Annotated in this window: 14 protein-coding genes; 3 read left to right on the forward strand and 11 right to left on the reverse strand. The window is 34.2% G+C overall.

Going from position 1 to position 17,965, the window contains the following annotated elements:
* Positions 1–225 precede the first annotated feature (225 nt).
* Positions 226–648 carry a DUF5412 family protein gene (locus V1503_RS06695; RefSeq protein ID WP_410625742.1) on the reverse strand — a complete coding sequence of 141 codons (423 nt, stop codon included), beginning with the start codon at positions 646–648 and terminating at the stop codon, positions 226–228.
* Positions 649–914: 266 nt separating this feature from the next.
* The gene (pdxR, locus tag V1503_RS06700; RefSeq protein WP_410625744.1) at positions 915–2,324 is read right to left on the reverse strand and encodes a MocR-like pyridoxine biosynthesis transcription factor PdxR; all 1,410 of its coding nucleotides are present in this window, start codon (positions 2,322–2,324) and stop codon (positions 915–917) included.
* Positions 2,325–2,426: 102 nt separating this feature from the next.
* Between pdxR and V1503_RS06705 the strand changes: the two genes are divergently transcribed.
* On the forward strand, positions 2,427–2,990 hold the full coding sequence (locus tag V1503_RS06705; protein ID WP_352222770.1) for a pyridoxamine 5'-phosphate oxidase family protein: 564 nt from the start codon (positions 2,427–2,429) through the stop codon (positions 2,988–2,990).
* Between the two features lie 80 nt (positions 2,991–3,070).
* On the opposite strand, the gene V1503_RS06710 is transcribed toward V1503_RS06705, so the two are convergent.
* The 5 genes from V1503_RS06710 to V1503_RS06730 form a co-directional block, all read right to left on the reverse strand.
* On the reverse strand, positions 3,071–3,691 hold the full coding sequence (locus tag V1503_RS06710) for a class I SAM-dependent methyltransferase (RefSeq protein WP_410625747.1): 621 nt from the start codon (positions 3,689–3,691) through the stop codon (positions 3,071–3,073).
* Between the two features lie 67 nt (positions 3,692–3,758).
* The gene (locus tag V1503_RS06715) at positions 3,759–4,697 is read right to left on the reverse strand and encodes an aminoglycoside phosphotransferase family protein (RefSeq protein WP_410625749.1); all 939 of its coding nucleotides are present in this window, start codon (positions 4,695–4,697) and stop codon (positions 3,759–3,761) included.
* A 725-nt stretch (positions 4,698–5,422) separates the two neighbouring features.
* On the reverse strand, positions 5,423–7,060 hold the full coding sequence (abc-f, locus tag V1503_RS06720; protein ID WP_410625751.1) for a ribosomal protection-like ABC-F family protein: 1,638 nt from the start codon (positions 7,058–7,060) through the stop codon (positions 5,423–5,425).
* 392 nt (positions 7,061–7,452) lie between these two features.
* A complete protein-coding gene (locus tag V1503_RS06725; RefSeq protein ID WP_320259028.1) occupies positions 7,453–7,983 on the reverse strand; it encodes a GNAT family N-acetyltransferase in 531 nt (176 codons plus the stop codon).
* Between the two features lie 350 nt (positions 7,984–8,333).
* Positions 8,334–9,224: a TetR/AcrR family transcriptional regulator gene (locus V1503_RS06730; RefSeq protein WP_410625753.1), complete on the reverse strand. Its 891-nt coding sequence runs from the start codon at positions 9,222–9,224 to the stop codon at positions 8,334–8,336.
* Positions 9,225–10,045: 821 nt separating this feature from the next.
* On the opposite strand from V1503_RS06730, the gene V1503_RS06735 reads away from it, so the two are divergent.
* Both V1503_RS06735 and V1503_RS06740 read left to right on the forward strand, forming a co-directional pair.
* Positions 10,046–11,554, forward strand: coding sequence for an MDR family MFS transporter (locus V1503_RS06735; RefSeq protein ID WP_410629398.1), 1,509 nt, complete (start codon positions 10,046–10,048; stop codon positions 11,552–11,554).
* A 227-nt stretch (positions 11,555–11,781) separates the two neighbouring features.
* Positions 11,782–12,366 (forward strand): hypothetical protein, encoded by a 585-nt coding sequence (locus tag V1503_RS06740; protein WP_410625755.1) that lies wholly within the window; start codon positions 11,782–11,784, stop codon positions 12,364–12,366.
* Positions 12,367–12,433: 67 nt separating this feature from the next.
* Here the strand turns inward: V1503_RS06740 and V1503_RS06745 are convergent, their stop codons facing one another.
* The 4 genes from V1503_RS06745 to V1503_RS06760 all read right to left on the reverse strand — a co-directional run bounded on the left by V1503_RS06745 (position 12,434) and on the right by V1503_RS06760 (position 17,941).
* Positions 12,434–14,344 (reverse strand): glycoside hydrolase family 3 protein, encoded by a 1,911-nt coding sequence (locus tag V1503_RS06745; protein WP_410625757.1) that lies wholly within the window; start codon positions 14,342–14,344, stop codon positions 12,434–12,436.
* A gap of 380 nt (positions 14,345–14,724) precedes the next feature.
* Positions 14,725–16,050, reverse strand: a complete 1,326-nt coding sequence (locus V1503_RS06750; RefSeq protein WP_410625759.1) for an ABC transporter substrate-binding protein — start codon at positions 16,048–16,050, stop codon at positions 14,725–14,727.
* An 87-nt stretch (positions 16,051–16,137) separates the two neighbouring features.
* The gene (locus V1503_RS06755; protein ID WP_410625761.1) at positions 16,138–17,028 is read right to left on the reverse strand and encodes a carbohydrate ABC transporter permease; all 891 of its coding nucleotides are present in this window, start codon (positions 17,026–17,028) and stop codon (positions 16,138–16,140) included.
* Between the two features lie 22 nt (positions 17,029–17,050).
* Positions 17,051–17,941 carry a carbohydrate ABC transporter permease gene (locus V1503_RS06760; protein WP_410625763.1) on the reverse strand — a complete coding sequence of 297 codons (891 nt, stop codon included), beginning with the start codon at positions 17,939–17,941 and terminating at the stop codon, positions 17,051–17,053.
* Positions 17,942–17,965 lie beyond the last annotated feature (24 nt).

Raw genomic sequence — 17,965 nt, forward strand, 5'->3', positions numbered from 1 at the left:
TCTTTTACATAGTCTGTTTTCGTATGATTGTTGTTTTTCCGACAAGCCACATTTTTTCTCCATTAAAATGAAGACAACAGAATAAAATTACTACCTGCTAATCTAATTAATAACAATACAACAAAGTTTACGAAAAGATCCTTTCATATTAAAACTACTCATTCGAATATTGTTTAACCCTCTATATAATGAATACTATCTAGTAAACACCCGCTATCACGATAACTATTCATATTGATAACAAGTCTCATATTCATCCTGCATTAACCAACTTTTACACGCTAAACCATATTCATGATAGATCTCTTTACCAATTTCCAGCATAATACTTCTGCTTGAATTTGGAACTTCTGAGTTTTCATTTTTTATATATAGAATATCCTCGTCATTCCAGCTCATAGAAAAACCACTTTTTGCTTCACTATAATAAACTGTTTGAATTTTATCATTCTCATCATGATATGTAACATCTACCCATATTTTCACGCCACCAGCTGCGCCACCGTATGGCATATAGTAGGCATTTGCTGTGTATTTCATTGTTGGAGAAGTCACTGGAATTAAGTAAGACTCACCCTTGAGGCTATCAAATGTAAAGAAATAGTCTCTATAAACAAATAATCCAAGAAACAAAATTACTCCTGACAAAGTAGCAAGTAATAATTTTGTGGGGAATTTTTTCTTTTTAACAAAGAAGATTATTAATTTAATAGTAAAGATGAAAAATACCAGTAAAGTAGTAACAAATAGAAAGAAACCGATTATATTTAATAAAATAGCTATCCCCTCATTTTTGAACCTTGATGTTATTGATATTACATGAGCTCTTACTTACAATGAAAATACTCCAAATACATTGACTACTAACCGTTTTTCCAAAAAGAGCCAGGTTTTTAATATCATAATAAAAGCATTTAATCTGCAAACCAAACTTTACTTAAATGTTTTATGCCTTCATCAATTTTTTCTGATGACATCCCTCCAAAGCCAAGGATAAAATGAGCGGTATCTGCTGTTGACTCTCCCACCCAATATTTTTTAGCTGAATATATATTAACTCCAGCAGAAATTGCTTTTTCATGTAGCTCTGTTTCATTACGATGTGGAATGCTAATAATTACATGAACTCCTGCATGTGTACCTTGTACGTTCACTTTATTCCCCATATAGTTATGGATTGCCTCAATTAATACACGATGCTTTTGAGCATATACTTTACGCATTTTCCGGATATGGCGTTCAAAATGACCCTTTGCTAAAAAATGTGCTAATGTTTTTTGAATAAGTGCAGCAGCTGGTTGGCTGTACGTTACAAAATGAGAATGATATGTATGTAATAACCTTGTTGGTAAGACCATATAATTCACTCTGATGGCTGGCATAAAAGATTTAGAAAATGTGCCAATATAAATGACACGTTCATCTCGATCCAGTGCTTTTAATGCAGGAATCGGATTTCCCTGATAACGAAATTCACTGTCATAATCATCCTCAATAATAAAGCCATTATTTTGGATCGCCCATTGTATGAGGCGAAGACGTTTTTGAATAGGTAGAACCATCCCCATTGGGAATTGATGTGACGGTGTGACATATACAGTTTTAGCGCTTCCCTTTGCCAATTGATCTATATTTAAACCATCCTCTTCGAGTGAAATAGCTTCTAAATTAAAGCCATGATTTGCAAAAACCCGCTGTGCACCATCATAACAAGGGTTTTCTACGGCAACCGTATCATTTGTCTTCATAAGTATTTGACTTATAACACTTAACATTTGATACATGCCAGCTCCGATAATAATCTCGTCAGTCGTACAAGAAATTCCTCTTGCTTGATACAAATAATGAACAAGCTGCTGTCGTAACTGTATATCACCTTTTTTATCACCATAAAATATGAGCTGATCATCATTAGTTGCCAACACTTCATTCATGTGTCTTTTCCACAGCTTATAAGGAATATGTTCAAGGTCAACATTTCCATATCGAAAATCGTACGTAAAATGCTTTTCCTGTTGAACATCTGCGGTATCTTTTTTAGTAGGTATAGTATGTATTTGAGATAGAAGGTCTTTGTCCAGTTGGTTAACAATTAGTCTTTTCCGTGGCTCACTTCTTACGTACCCTTCTGTAATCAATTGTTGATACGCATACTCTATCGTATTTCTACCGACACTTAAGTGGTCGGCAAGGCTACGAATCGATGGAAGTTTTGCTTGTGGTGGGATTTTACCCGTTTCTATCTCTTTTATAAAGTATTGATACACTTGCATATATAATGGCGTTTCACTATCCTTATCTAAGCTTAATGTGACTTCAAGCATGTGTTCCTCCAATCTATCCCCTAGTGAAATGTAAAAACTGTACCTTTTCGAATAGTCAGATTGTTAATACAATTACTTTACTAAATAAAAGGAGGGGCTTCAATGTATACAATGAGAAGAGAAGAAAAACAAAGTGTGAATCGACAAAAAGTTAATGAATTTTGCCACCGTATCAAAGCGGGTTATTTAGGTTTAGCAGATGGTCATTTACCGTATGTCGTTCCACTTAATTATGTATGGATGAATGATTGCATATATTTTCACGGAGCTGAAGAAGGGAGAAAACAACGTATCATTGAAGAAAATCCACAAGCCTGCTTCACAATTGCAGAAGATCAGGGTACAATTACAAATCCAGTACCAGCACATACAAGCACTGGCTATTACAGTGTGATGATCTTCGGTAAACTCGAAATTGTACATGACATTGAGGAAGCAACCTATGCTATGCAAGTCATGCTTGATAAATATGTGCCAGGCTATTTTAGTGATAAACTATCAAAGCACCACGTATCTTCATATCGTTCTTCTAAAAATAGTAAAACCGTAGTGTACCGCCTTCGTGCTGAACAGGTTACAGCGAAAGAAAACAAACTAATAGATGAGGCACTATTTTACAATGGTCGTACAAGAGAGCAAGATTTAGAGGAAAGACCGTCTGAATAACAAAAATTTATGAGCTCTTTAAATAACCTCCCTATGTTCACTTTTCTTTTTATTCAGGGAGGTTACATTTGCAATTTCATCTATTTTTTGGCTATGATGTATCTTAATTTGTAAGTTCTTTCAGTTTGATCTATATACTCTAACTTTTCGTCTATTGAGCCTGTCTGAATGACTTCAGCATGTTTGAAATGGTTTACCAAGTCCTCCTCACTAAAAAAATGAGCGACTTTTCCTGGCTTATATTCAAATGTGTCCTTTTCTACCTCTACACCTTGACCATAAGAAGAGTCTTCGTTCGAAAAGCAGGTTAAAAAAATCATTCCATCTTCAGCTAACTGATCGATACACTTCTGAATAAATGTCATTCTTTCAGATAACAAAAACAAGTGTAATAGATTATAACAATAAATCCCATCATATTTTTTATGAGGAATAGGTAAATCGAATACTGACCCTTCAATATACGACGTCGACTTATCATGTTCTTTAGCAGTAGCAATAGCTTGCTGTGAAAGTTCTATTGCATCAACTTTAAAAGTAGTCGCAAGTGCTTTCGAGTTTCTTCCATAGCCTGCGCCTGGTACTAAAACAGTTTTTGCACCATTGTTCAAGAAAAGTTTAGTAGCAGTCTCTACCGTATTGCTTGGCAGTTCTCCCCATATCTTTCCTTTACTAAAACGTTCATTCCAATAACCTTTCATGATACCCGTCCTTTATAGTTATAAACTATAACTAAGTTTCAGCTTATGAAACAACTCATTATTTGTTTTAGTTTACATATTTTAATGCTTCAATTTCCATTCCATAATTAGCTTCATACAGCTTGTGAAATATGTCAATTGCTTGATAAAATTTATCGTCATAAGTTCCATCATCATCAACTGTCCATGAAGTAGCTAACACGGTATGACAGTAGCCCCACAGCAGTAAGCGTTCTTTATTAAGCTTCAATTCCTGCGTAAGAATATCAACTCTTTTTGCTACTACGTCGTAAGCGTTTTGGTCAGGTAATTTATTTAGCAGAAATTGAATTAAATCATATTCGATTTCACCGACTAACCCTTTAGGGTCAATTGCTATCCATATTTCATCTGTAAATGATAGAACATTGTAATGATGAAAATCTCCATGAAGGAGAAAGTGTTGTTCTATCGTTCGATTTAAATATGTAAAAACTTTCAAAGCTACTTCTAGTGTATGTTGTGAAATAGGGCCAAATCCTTCTGGGTGTTCTTTAATCAGGTTCCGAAGCTTTTCTTCTCTACCAAGTGTTGATGCGATCCTAGTTTCCTTTGGAGCACGTATAGATAGTTTTTTGATTACGTTAGCGACTAGTCGACAAGCTTTAGCATCATCTTCAATTTCTGCTAAAGTGTGTCCAGGTGAGACGTTTTCCAGTATCATTATTCCTTTGTCTTTGTCGAAATCGATTAGTTGAACCATGCCTTTGCCATCGAATAACGTTAACGCTTCAATCTCATCAAGAAACCCTTCTCCCGGAATGCAAATTTTCACTACTACCTCCCTCCCATCATTCATAATCGCAGCGGCAACGTAATTTATCGAAAGGGTAAAAGGTTCTTTTATCTTCAAATGCCACTTTTGCTCGCAATCACGGATTAATTCAGGTAGCCTTTGTAACCAAGCTGCTCCTTCTTCTTTAAAATATAAATGAACTGTTTTAACAAAGTGATCTTGTAATTCCATATATGCCCCCGTCTCTACAATATTCCATGTGATGAATGAAGGTCTATCCTTTCAAGCCTTAAATAAGGCTTTATTTGATAATTAGCAAGCCATTAACGAAGAAGTTTTTTTCTTAATCTGATAGCTTTTTATTCTACTAATTGTATATACGGAAAATTCATAGAATAGTTTCATATTTTGGTATTTTTATATAATTTCAGTTTTCATGAACACTTTATTATGTCTTGTTTATTCGTATTAAAAAATAGTGACACAAGCATAACAAAAATTTCTGAATCGTATTTTAATGAAGGAGCATAACAACTAAGCTTCCAAATGCCCTTCTTACTAAAAGGGTATTTTCGTATTAATTGTTGTTCTTCGTAATTAGGGCTAGATTCGATAATAACTAACGTTCGGGACATCTTTTCTTCTGTTCAACGAAGACTAACATATAAAACGACTTTTCATGGTAATAATTTGGTAACCATAGCAACAAAGTTTATGAAAAAAGCCTACAAAATAAAAGACCAATCCACGTTGTGAATTGCTCTTTTACAATAGCTGTTTGTATTAATTATTGTTTTTCTTACTAAGAATTAGATACGTTCACTACTAGAAATCTGGGCATCTTTTCATCTGGAATTCGATGACAAATGTTTATAAGCACTTGTTTTTTGGTTAACCCACACTGTTTACAAGCTTCGCTATTCTAGTTTCAACTCTCCCCAAGGTAACCGTCAAGACTATTTTCGAGATTTCTTATTCACTAACTGCTTCTTTTGTGCTAGTAAATTCGAAAACCTAGCTTCAAGCATTTGTTTTTCATCTTCATTTGTGATTAGTGATAATCTACTTAACACCTCTGTTAACTCCATTTCAACCGCTAACAAATTCGTTTCTTCTTGTTGTTGTTCAACAGAATCATTTGACTCTAATAAGTCAATATCTTTCAAAACGCCTTTGTCATGCTCAATTTGTAAAATATGTGTCGCCAACTCTTGGACGAAATAACGATCATGAGTTACAAACAAAATTGTTCCTGGATAAGATGTTAACACCATTTGTAACGCTTCTTTTGTTTGAAGGTCAAGGTAATTGGTCGGTTCATCTAATAGCAGAACATTATAATCTCCTAAAAAGACTTTTACTAATTCAGTTTTTACCCGTTCTCCTCCACTTAACATGGATACTTTTTTATGGACATTTTCCCGTTTAAATCGTAGCCTCGATAACACGGTTCTAATAAATTGCTCTGAATAATGACTGGATTCTTTTACATTTTCTAAGATCGTTTTATGCTCATCTAGACTTTCTAATTTTTGATGGAAATATCCTATGGAAGCAGGTTTAGCAATAGAAATATCATCATGCCTTGTTGCTATCATATTTAATAATGTTGTTTTGCCTACACCGTTTCTTCCAATTATAGCAACTCTTGCCCCTGGTTTAATGGCACCGTTTAAGTTATTAAATAACAAACGATTTCCCATTTTTACACTTACTTCGTTAAATGCAATTGCCCTTTTGCTATGAATTTTCTTAAACTGACTAATGTCAAAGGTGATATCTTCTTCTTGCTTTGGTTTTTCCTTTTTCTCAAGTTGATCAATTCTCGATCTAAGTGCGTGGACACCTTTATCTAATTTCGCTTTCTTTTGACCAACACTTCTTTTATGCAATCTCGCTTCAGAATTACCCATGCGGCTTGGTGCTTTTTTCAATGATTTTGACTTTTGGCTTTTTTCTACTGCAGCTTGTTCTAGACGTTGTTTCTCCTTCACATATTGCTCGTACTCAAACTGCTGTCTATCTTTCAAATGTTTCTTTTGCTCAACATATGCTTCATAGTTGCCATCATAGCAATGTACCTTTCCTTTATCCAATTCCCAGATCGTGGTACAAACTTGATTAAGAAGTTGTTGATCATGAGAAATAATAATGACACTTCCAGCAAATGCTTTTAACTCTCTTTCAAATTGTTCTATTCCTTCTACATCTAAATGACTTGTTGGTTCGTCAGCAATGATTAATTTAGCATTTGCAGACAAAGCTGATGCTATTTTCTTTCTCGTTTCTTCTCCCCCACTTAAAAATTGCTTCCTATCTTTAGGAATTCTCCAATGACCATTCAATTTTTGAGGAATATCGCTAACTTCGAGATCTTCAAGCTGCGGTATATAAGCAATCGGACAATATACGTTGACAATTCCACTATCTGGCTCAAGTTGTTCCACTAAAATTTTCAATAACGTAGATTTCCCTTCCCCATTCTTACCGACAACCCCAATTTTTTCACCATTAAACACTTGTAATTGTTGAATATTTAATATCGTACGGTCTCCATAAGACTTTTCAATTTGATTCGCATCTAACAATAGCATAAAAAATCCTCCCTACAATTCTAGAGAGGATTAGCTGTAATATTTAGGTATGTAATGATGTTAAAAAGTTCAGCAAAAACGGCTCAATTTTTCAAAAAGATTAGAAATTGGTACATTTACTCCAATTATTCTTCACCATTTTTTTGAACACATCATTCCTGCTATAATTTCAACCATATTAATGGTCCAATTATAACACATATAAAAATAGTACCTAAAAATGCATAGACTAATCCTATCTAGACAACATTTATTAAAAATAAACTATTTAAATAATGTCTAAAAAAATAGGATTAATTCCACATTCGTTTAAGTACCGTTCCTTTCCACTTTAATTATTTTTATCATTACATAAATTTGCAATTAATGTCAACCACATTTTTTTCTTGACATCAATAAGGGAATGAATCATTAATACACGTTACAGTGTTCTTTTCCCAATCACTTCTTATGATCGTATATCCGACACCATCGTGTAATATCCCCCCTTGAGGCCAACCATTTCTATGGTATGCTTCTTTTACGTACCCACAATTATATAGCGTTTTTCGCATCGCATAATTATCATGTCGCGTATGTGCTTCTATTCTTACAATATGAGCAAAGTTTTTAAAAACGTATCTTGATAGCCAGTTTACACATATTGAACCAAACCCCTTGCCTCTATATCGGTTTTTAAGGCGTAGATCAAATAGACATGTAGGATCAGCTAAATCAAAGATTCTTATCATGCCAATAGTCTCATCATTCAATGTTATCAAAAATGTTTCATTGCCATTTTCGGTGTAATATCCATTTGTTATAGATTCTCTAATCATATCTTCTGACGGCATTTCATGTCCATGAAAAGGCCAGGTTTCAGAAGTTAACAATTTTACTAATTCGGCATACATTTCTTTAGATAGTTTGTTGAAGTTTAGCATAATTCCCCCGCCTATTTTTATAGGAGTTTTTTATAATACTATTAACATAAGTTACAAAATGTAAATTTCGAACTCCCCTCCACTTCAGATCTCAAGGGATTGTATTGGGGGTCTTCTGACCGAAAAATAATAAAATATAAACGGAATCCCAAAATTGATCATACACATTGTTGGACCCCTTATTTTAATAAGGTTGTTTTCGTATTGGTTGTTGCTTTTCGTTCTAATAGATAAGCAGGTATAAACCTACCGTTCGTAACATCTTTTCTATTGTTACAATAATTTAGGTTTCATAAAAACTCTTCTTACTCTCCATTTTTGAATAACAACAGAGTTAACGAAAAGAGCCTTTACAAATAAATTTCAAGAAGTTTTTCAATTTTTTTTACTTCACTATTGATTTGCGAATCTTGCTGGCTTTTCAAGAAAAATAGGAGGCTTTCAATTAACACCACTTTAAGCTCTTCCTTGTTCATTTCCTCTTCAAGTGCAAGGAGCGTCGAAACAAATCTTTCCTTCACCATCTCTTCAAGTGACGTCTTTTGTACATGCTCTCTCATCTTATGAATGCTATGAGTAATTTGATCTCTCAGATGCTCTTTTGCAGTCCGTTCCCCTATCATTTCATGGTCAAAAATTGAGTTTGTCAATAAGGGCTCTTCATCATCCATCATGCTCTCAACAATGGCATCAAGTCTACGCACGATGAAAGCACCCATCCTCTTGACATCCAATTCTGCTTCGCCAACGAGTAAATTAAATGTATACTCCCTTTGAATTCCATTTAGCATCGTTACACAATCTAATAAATGTTTTTCTATTTTATTACCATATACTTCACGTAAACGCAGACTGTACCAACTTAGAAATTGCGATCGCATTCGAAAGATATATTGGCGAATGTCATCATTGACTTGAATGATTTGTTCTCTCATTTGCAATCGCATAAAATCCTTATAATTAACTGCTTCTTGGAGCTGTACACTAATTTGCTCAATGAGTATCTCTTTTGGGGTTAGCTTTGAGTTTCTTTCTACCATTGAAACTTTTTCAAACAGAACGTCATAGTAATGCTTAAAAATAGTCATTAACAACTCTTCTTTAGAACTGAAATAATTGTATAATGAGCTTTTCGCAATTCCACTCTGAACCGCTATTTCTTGCATAGATGTAGCATGATAGCCTTTTCTAGCAAATAGCTTCATTGCTGAATTCACAATTTCTTGCTTTCTACTCTTCAATTTGATTCTCTCCCTAATTATTGATCATGAAATGGAAGACCTTATCTACCCTCAACGAAGGAAATTTATTAATATGAGCTCCTCACGCCACCAAGGTAATTTCGAGGGCTTTGTGCTGAAGCCCAACAATATTAAACATTCATTTTAAGCACAAATATACAAATGAGCTCATTTAAATATTTCAAATAGGTTGTTATTGCATTGGTAGTTATTTTTCGTACTAAAACTTAAACACACATAGTGTTACGTAACATCTTACCTTCTCTAAAGCATTGAAAATGGCTACAACTACCAATTAGTAGCTCAAATTTTCTTGGAATAGCGACAAAGATTACGAAAAGAACTTTACCCAAAAAAGTTTAAAATAATACATACTTATGTGACCGAACGGTCGTTTTCTTCCATCTTATCCTAATAGTTATACAATTTCAATAAGCTTGTATTCACAGCTTTATATTTGACTTATTAAGTTGATTATCATATACTATGACCGAATGGTCGGTATATATATAAGAATAAATTATTTATAAGAAAAGTATAACATAGCTAAAGTTATAAATCGTTTTCTAATTTTAGCTACATTAAGAATGAAAAATCATACTCATTATTCAAAAGTACCTGCACAGACGACCGAATGGTCGTTTGTGTTTAACTTATATTATATTAATTCATTCTAATCATCATTACCATCAATACTTTAATTTTGGCATACTAATGATGAATTAAACAAATTGTATATATTTTTAACAAAGGCGGGGAGAAAATTGGGCACACAACAAGGTATTAATACAAAGTTAGTCTTAACTGGCTTAATCATTGGGATGTTTTTTAGTGCACTCGAGCAAACTGTTGTTGGAACAGCCATGCCAACTATTATTCATGATCTAAATGGTTTTTCAATATTTGCATGGGTGACAACAGCTTATTTAATTACTTCGACAACAGTCATTCCAATTGTAGGTAAGCTAGCCGACTTATACGGTAGAAGAGGCTTATATTTGTTAGGGGTTATTATCTTCATGATAGGTTCGGCACTCTGTGCCACTGCTTCATCTATGGAGCAGCTTATTATTTATCGAGGTATACAAGGAATTGGTGGCGGTATGATTATGCCGTTATCACAAACAATTGTTGGTGATATTTTCACAGCCGAACAACGTGCTAAATGGCAAGGTGTCTTTGGGGCTATCTTCGGCTTAAGCTCAGTCATTGGGCCATTCATTGGTGGATTTATCGTCGATACAATTAGCTGGCATTGGATTTTTCTCATTAATGTCCCATTTGGAATACTATCAGCTGTACTCATTTTTATCGGGTTAAAGCAAGAGGATTTTTCAAGGAAAGAAAAAGTAAATATCGACTTTTTAGGGATTTTCACATTAATTCCATCTGTTGTACTGCTACTTCTAGGTTTAACTTTTGGTGGAGATAAATTTGAATGGGCTTCAAGTACTAGTTATATCATATTTGGTGGTTCATTATTATTACTCATTATTTTCATATTTATTGAAAGAAAGGCCAAGGATCCAATATTAGATTTACAGTTATTTAAAAATCGTGTCTTTGCAACAACAAGTGGTTTAGGTTTCTTATTAGGTTTAGGAATGTTCGGAGCAATTATGTTCGTCCCAATGTTTATGCAATATATTTTTGGTGTGAGCCCAACAGAAGCTGGATCTACTATGACACCAATGATGATCTCCCTTATCGTTGCAAGTATTATCGGAGGAAGATTATTGCTCCGCCTTCGCTACCGCACAGTATTAACTGCTGGCATGGCGATTACGATGACTGGCTTTTATCTTATGAGTACGATGGGAGTTGAATCGAATCAGTCTATAGCATATGGTTATATGATTGTCATGGGGTTTGGAATGGGGCTTGTCATGCCAACACTCATGATTGCTGTCCAAAATGAATTTCCTAAATCTCGATTAGGTGCTGTTACTTCAGCCTCAACCTTTTTCCGTTCAATTGGCGGAACTATCGGGATCACCGTTTTAAATGCGGTGATGAATAAATCAATCGAAACAAAGTTAGCTGCTGCAGCTTCAACTGAAACTAACCAAGTTGCTTCTGGTATTCTCGATAGCTTAGTCGGTAAAACAGATGACTTACTTAAAACCATGCTTGCACCTATGACACCTGACATGCCAGAAGATGTAAGTAATATAGTTGTTAACACAATTCAATCAGTGTGGACACAATCCTTTTCCACCGTCTTCTTAACAGGTCTTATCTTCATTGGTCTTGGAATAATCGTTGCACTATCGGTAGGAAGTGGAAAGATTGAAAGAGATACAAAGAACAAGAAAGTAAAAGCTTCTTAAATTAAAGAGGCTGGGACATAAGTGGAAAACTAACTGGTTTTTATACATTAAGCAAAAATAAAACCGCACGAAATCAAGGTTTATAAATTTGATTTCGTGCGGTTTCTTCATTTTAATTAGGTTTTGTCCCAGCCTCTCTTTCTTACTTAGCTTCTGTGTACTATTTCTAAACACGATGATATGCTTAAACTAGTTGATATCAGTAGCTGCACAGGGGGAGAATTTCATTGGAAACTGTATTTATACTAAGCTATGGCTGTAGTTTGGATCATAGCAATATTGATTTTTTACTAAAAGACCGATTAATGCCTTTTAAAAAATTTTATAATAACGTAAATAAAAATATCTCTAGCAATCCAGAGATTAAATTAATTTATGATGTTTTTGATGTACATAGTGAGAGGCACATCGAAAATAAGTATTTTTTGGAGGAGTTTTATATAAGTAAAACTCAATTGGCTTCCTTTGAACACTCACTATTTAAATTAAAAGGAAATCATATTCGATGTAGACCCAATACAAGAGGGCATATTAATACATATATGAACGGTAATGAATACACTGGTCGTGTTTTCGTTACATCAGCGAACAACAATCGTTTAATATTCCTCGATGATGAATCTACGGATAATGCAGAACTTAGGCAAAAGCTACACCTTTTACCTGAGCAATTGCAATGGCTTGTTTTCTCAAACGACTTTGAGTACAAAGATATTGAATCTATTTTTACAGAATGGATTCAAATTCTCATTGAAAGACTCGTAAAACGATACTCAAAAAGCACCATCAGCAAGGTGCTTTTTGAGTATTAGTATTTAATCATTTGTAAGAGCAATGATCGTAGCTTAGGCAGTTAATTTTCTTCGATTAGTCACACAACTACGGTGTAACCTCTGACTTACTTAAGCCAAAGCCGTAGTCAAATAAAATATACTCATCAAACTTGTCACGATTGTCATAAGCATCTAAATGAGTTGGCCAGCTAATTGGCAGCTTACCAGTAAAGTCTTTATCACCAAACAGTACATCTGCTACACCTGCACCTTCAGTCCCAGGGAGCCATGCAGCAACTAAGCCTGACCAATCATTCAGTTGTTCTGTCACAATCATAGGTCTACCAGCTACAAGTATTACAATGATTGGAATATTAGGATCTTCTGTACGAATATTTTGTATCGTTTCTAGGTCTACTTGCTTTAAATTAAGGTCATTCGTGTCACCATCAGTTTCTGCGTAAGGTTCTTCACCAATAACGACAAGTGCCACATCATGCCCCGCAGCACCTTTACCATTAACATCGTACGTAACAGTTTTATTAGGAGCTACTTCTTTTATCCCTTCAAGAATAGATGTTCCATCAGTAATATCACCAGATTTACCTTGCCAAGTGATCGTCCATCCTCCTGATTGGTTACCAATATCATCTGCATTTTTACCAGCTACAAATATTTTATCCATATCAGGTAATTGATTAAAAATTGGTTGCCCACTTATTTCATCATTTTTCAATAATACTAAAGATTCGCTCACAGCTTGACGTGCTATTGATTGATGTTCTTCTGACCCAAACGAATCAGCAAGTGACCGATCAGTTTTAGGATTTTCAAATAAGCCCGCCTCAAATTTCACACGTAAAATACGAGACACTGCATCATCAAGCCGTTCCATCGTAATTTCATTGTCATTAACTAATTGTAATGTTAATTTTAACGTCTCTCTCCAGTTCTCGGGCTGCATTAACATATCAACACCAGCATTAACAGAGACTTTGATTTGCTCTTTTAATCCAGAAACAGGATTTCCGTTATGATCCATAGTAATTTGTTGTATTCCATACCAATCAGAAATAACAAATCCATCAAAGCCTAATTCATCTTTTAAAAAGTCTGTTAATAATCGTTCATTAGCATGCATTTTTAATCCTTGTATGCTATGAAAGGATGCCATAACTGTTCTAACTCCAGCTTTTACTGCTTTTTCGTAAATTTCCTTATCCATTTCAATAATCTCTTCCTCAGTATATTGCGTTATATCACCTTGGTTTTTTCCACCATCTGTATAACCTTCACCGATAAAATGCTTTGCCGTCGCAACTACCTTAGAGGTTTGTTTTAAATCGCTAATGCTAGTCCCTTGAAATCCTTCGATATAAGCCACACCCATATCAGCAACTAAAGTGGCATTTTCACCGAAACCTTCATAGGACCTTCCCCAACGAATATCTTGAACACTTGCTACAGTAGGTGCAAATGTCCAGTTAGGACCCGAAGACTTAATCTCCTTTGCTGTTGCTATTCCTATTTCACGTATTAAATCAATATTTCTCGTTGAGCCTAAGCCTACACTATGTGGAAATATTGTTGCACCCTTTACATTATTATGCCCATGAACTGCATCAACACCATAAATAAGTGGTATACCTAATCTAGTAGCCAAAGCTCCATCTTGATATGAATTAACCATTTCTTCCCACAATTCCCTTGTGCTACTTTCTTCCACATTTAGTTCTGGGAATGATCCACCACCATTCAATATTGAACCTAAATAGTAATCTTTCACATCATCTTTCGTAACAGATTTTTCTTCAGCTTGAATCAGCTGTCCAACTTTTTCTTCAACTGTCATTTTAGATAATAAGTCTTGGACACGATCTTCTATCGAAGCCTCTGGATCTAAATACACTACCTTTTGTGCGGGTTGTTCTAGTTGTCCGTATTTTACAATTATAATTCCAACTACCGTTACTATAATAATCATAAAAACAGAAATAATCAGCGGTTTTTTCTTCATAGCTTACCCTCCTAAAACCATTCTTCTATCCTCCTCAAAGAGTATAGAAATCCACTTTATAATCATAATGAAAAAGCAAGCTATACATAAGTAATGATATTTTGGAAAACGTTTTCTTTTTTTGGATGAAGTAGTCTTGAACATGATAAAGTTTCTCAATCATTGAAAAGGGAATACAATTATTTATTGTATTCCCTTCTTAATCATAATTACTTATGGCTCTTTTCATAAACTTTGTTGCTATCTTTATTAATAATGGACAATTTGACGAGTTTTAAGAGTGCTCAATAATTGTTTAAGTAGAAAAGATGCCACGAAATGCTATATGTTTACGTTCTTATACCTTTGAACGAAAAGCAACAATCAATGCGAAAACAGCCTTACTTATTGTTATTTTTTTCAGCGGCATCGTCCAACTGCTCAACAAAATCTTCAGGGCTAAGTTGATCAGAAAGTAATTGTTGATGTTGTTGCATAATTTCTTCTTTGAATTCTGGTGTTCCCTTATCTAATACTGGTGTTCCACTTGAAGTCTCAATAGAATTAAACAGTTCAATTAAATCATTTTGTAACTCTGTTTCATCTCCTGTTAAGTAACTGTCAAACTGTTGAGCTGGGATTGTTGCACCACTTTGCCATGAAGATTTCACCCAGTTTTCTTGTTTAAAGAAGTATTGCAAGAACTTCACTGCCTCTTCCTTATTCTTAGAATTATTTGAAATAGAGTAGCCACCACCAAACCAAGCAGCCACATCATTTACACTGCCTTTATCAGTCGAAGGATACGGCATAACACCAACATTCTCTCTGAAGCTCTCTGAAAAATTCTCATCAGCTGCAAGGCCCATTTCCCAAGAACCCATTAAATACATAGCCGCTTGTTCTTGACCGAATAAATTGCGTGCAGCACCATAATCAGATGTTAAAAATCCGTCTTGAAAACCGCCTGCATCAGCCAATGTTTTCATGAATTCAGCAGCCTTAATAAATTCTTCTGAAGTAAAGCTATCTTCACGACTTAAAGCTTTATCCATTTTTGAAAAGTCGCCTGTTTCACGTTGGAGTACATATTCAAACCAAATTGGTAGTGACCAGCCATCCATACCATTAATAGAAATTGGATTTATATTTTCTGCTCTTAATTTCCCAATAACATCTAAAAGCTCATTTTGTGTTTTAGGAATCTCTATATTATTTTCTGCAAAGATTTTTTTATTGTAATAGAGTACGAATAAATCTGCATTTTTAGGTAAACCATACGTTTTACCACCTTTTGAGTAACCATCTAAAGAACCATTAACAAATCCATAATCTGCATAGTCTTCTTGATTTAATTCTAATAATAAGTCATTATCAATAAGTGGAGCTATAAATGATTCCTGTCCCCAAGTATGCATAATATCTGGTAGTTTGTTAGTTGAAGAGTAAATTTTAATCTTATTCTTATATTGTTCATCCTGTAAAGCTTCTACTTCAATCTTAATATTAGGATTTTCTTCCATATAAACATCTATAATTTCTTGCTCAACCTTACCAACTCCGACTGAACGATCTGGGTTTGCACTAAAGAATGTAAGCGTGACTTTACCTTCATCATCGGCGCCTCCCTCATTATCACCTGTTGAGTTTTCTGTACCACATGCAGCAAGACTTAAAATAACCATAATACTTAACAACATTGTCAAAAGTGATTTCAATTTTCCCACGTTTATTCCCCCTTCACTAACATTTATCATAATGTAAAGGCTTTCATAGCGTAATGTATTATTTTTTAGATAATGTTTTCATTTTTACTATCCTTTTACAGCACCTGATGTAATCCCTTTTGTCATCTGTTTACTAAAAATTATATAAATGATAATAGACGGTACTGCTATCATCGTCATCACTGCAAACTGTGCCCCATAATTAGAAGAGTATTGACCAGTGAATTTTAATATTGAAAATGGTAACGTTTTTAATTCATCAGAAACGAGGAACGTATTTGCGATAATGAATTCATTCCACCAAGTAATGAAGTTTAATACACTAATTGTTGCAATCGCTGGCTTTGTCATCGGTAACATAATTCTAAAAATGATACCAAACACACCAGCCCCATCCATTACTGCTGATTCTTCTACCTCTTTTGGAATTGTTTCTAGAAATCCTGTCATAATAAACATACTAATTGGTAGAGAAAATGCAATATACGGCAATATAAGTGTAAACATATTATCTAACATATTTAATTTATTAAATATAATAAAGTTTGGTAGCAAAGTCGCATGGATCGGAATAATCATGCCGAGAAGAATGATATTCATAACAGTAGTTTTATATTTCCACTTCATTCGTGTAAAGGCATATGCAAGCATTAGAGACAAAATAGCAGAAACGACCACTGTGATCATAGTAATTAATAAACTATTAAAAAAGTATCTCGGAACACTACCGTAAGTAAAAGCATCAATATAATTCTGCCATTCAAACGTTTTTGGCCATTTTAAAAATGCAGAACCGAAAAAATCACCACTTTTTAAAAATGAAAAGTTTATTAACCAAATTAATGGAAATATTTGTCCGAGTGCTAATATGATCATGAGAGTAAATAATAGCATCTTTTTTATCGAAAATCGCTTTCTAGCACCTTTATCATTTAAAAACAGTGTTTTGTTACTAGACACTGGTAATTTGGACTCCATTCCAATCCCTCCATAATTCCTGTTAGTATTCTCCCACTTCCTTCTTCAAGGTTTTATTTAATACGACCGTTAAAATCAAACAGAAGATTACAAACAAGACAGATATTGCATTTCCATACCCATATAAAGAGGAAGAAAAAGCAGTATTATATAGATAGTTTCCTAAAAATTCTGTACTATCCCCAGGTCCACCATTTGTCATTAGAAAAACCGTTTCCATTTGTTTTAAACTAGTTACAACAGCAATTACAATGGCTATTCTCATCACTGGTGACAATAGCGGAATAATAACTTTTGTATATAATTGAAAATTATTTGCTCCATCAAGCCTAGCTGCTTCAAAAACAGAGTTTGGGATCGACTGCAGCCCAGAATGGTATAGTAATAGGGCATATCCAAATCCTTGCCACATAACGACAATGATAATTGACCAAATTGCAATGTCTGGATCACCTAACCAATTTTGTTTTAGAAATGACAGACCAACTGAATCTAAAACTTTGTTTAATAAACCATAGTTAGGATGAAGGATGCTTACCCATAATTTAGATGTCACAACAATAGATATGACAGCTGGAATAAAGAAAATTGCCGAAAAGAACTTTTCCCATTTACCACAATGAGTTAAAAAAATGGCAATAAGAATAGCTATCGGATGTTGAAAAAGTACTGTTGCTCCAGCTAATAACACAGCATTCCATAGCGATTTCCAGAAAACTGAATCATTAAATAAAATTTCTTTAAAATTGTCTAAACCTATAAAACTGTAACTTCCAATTCCACTCCAATCTGTTGACCCATAATAGATACTCATTAAGACTGGTATTCCAATCATAAAAAAGAAAATAGATACCCCTGGAGCAACTAGAAGAAATATAGTCCATTTATTACTTAATACCTTATGCAGTTTCATCACCTCCAGTAAATCTTCTATTCC

It is taken from the genome of Nanhaiella sioensis, assembly GCF_046557775.1.
Lineage (GTDB): Bacteria > Bacillota > Bacilli > Bacillales > SM2101 > Nanhaiella > Nanhaiella sioensis.

Bases quoted from the DNA above. Each gene is read 5' to 3' on its own strand.
- pdxR (WP_410625744.1), bottom strand. From the start codon at position 2,324: ATGCTTGAAGTCACATTAAGCTTAGATAAGGATAGTGAAACGCCATTA.
- V1503_RS06705 (WP_352222770.1), top strand. From the start codon at position 2,427: ATGTATACAATGAGAAGAGAAGAAAAACAAAGTGTGAATCGACAAAAA.
- V1503_RS06710 (WP_410625747.1), bottom strand. From the start codon at position 3,691: ATGAAAGGTTATTGGAATGAACGTTTTAGTAAAGGAAAGATATGGGGA.
- V1503_RS06715 (WP_410625749.1), bottom strand. From the start codon at position 4,697: ATGGAATTACAAGATCACTTTGTTAAAACAGTTCATTTATATTTTAAA.
- abc-f (WP_410625751.1), bottom strand. From the start codon at position 7,060: ATGCTATTGTTAGATGCGAATCAAATTGAAAAGTCTTATGGAGACCGT.
- V1503_RS06725 (WP_320259028.1), bottom strand. From the start codon at position 7,983: ATGCTAAACTTCAACAAACTATCTAAAGAAATGTATGCCGAATTAGTA.
- V1503_RS06735 (WP_410629398.1), top strand. From the start codon at position 10,046: ATGTTTTTTAGTGCACTCGAGCAAACTGTTGTTGGAACAGCCATGCCA.
- V1503_RS06745 (WP_410625757.1), bottom strand. From the start codon at position 14,344: ATGAAGAAAAAACCGCTGATTATTTCTGTTTTTATGATTATTATAGTA.
- V1503_RS06755 (WP_410625761.1), bottom strand. From the start codon at position 17,028: ATGGAGTCCAAATTACCAGTGTCTAGTAACAAAACACTGTTTTTAAAT.
- V1503_RS06760 (WP_410625763.1), bottom strand. From the start codon at position 17,941: ATGAAACTGCATAAGGTATTAAGTAATAAATGGACTATATTTCTTCTA.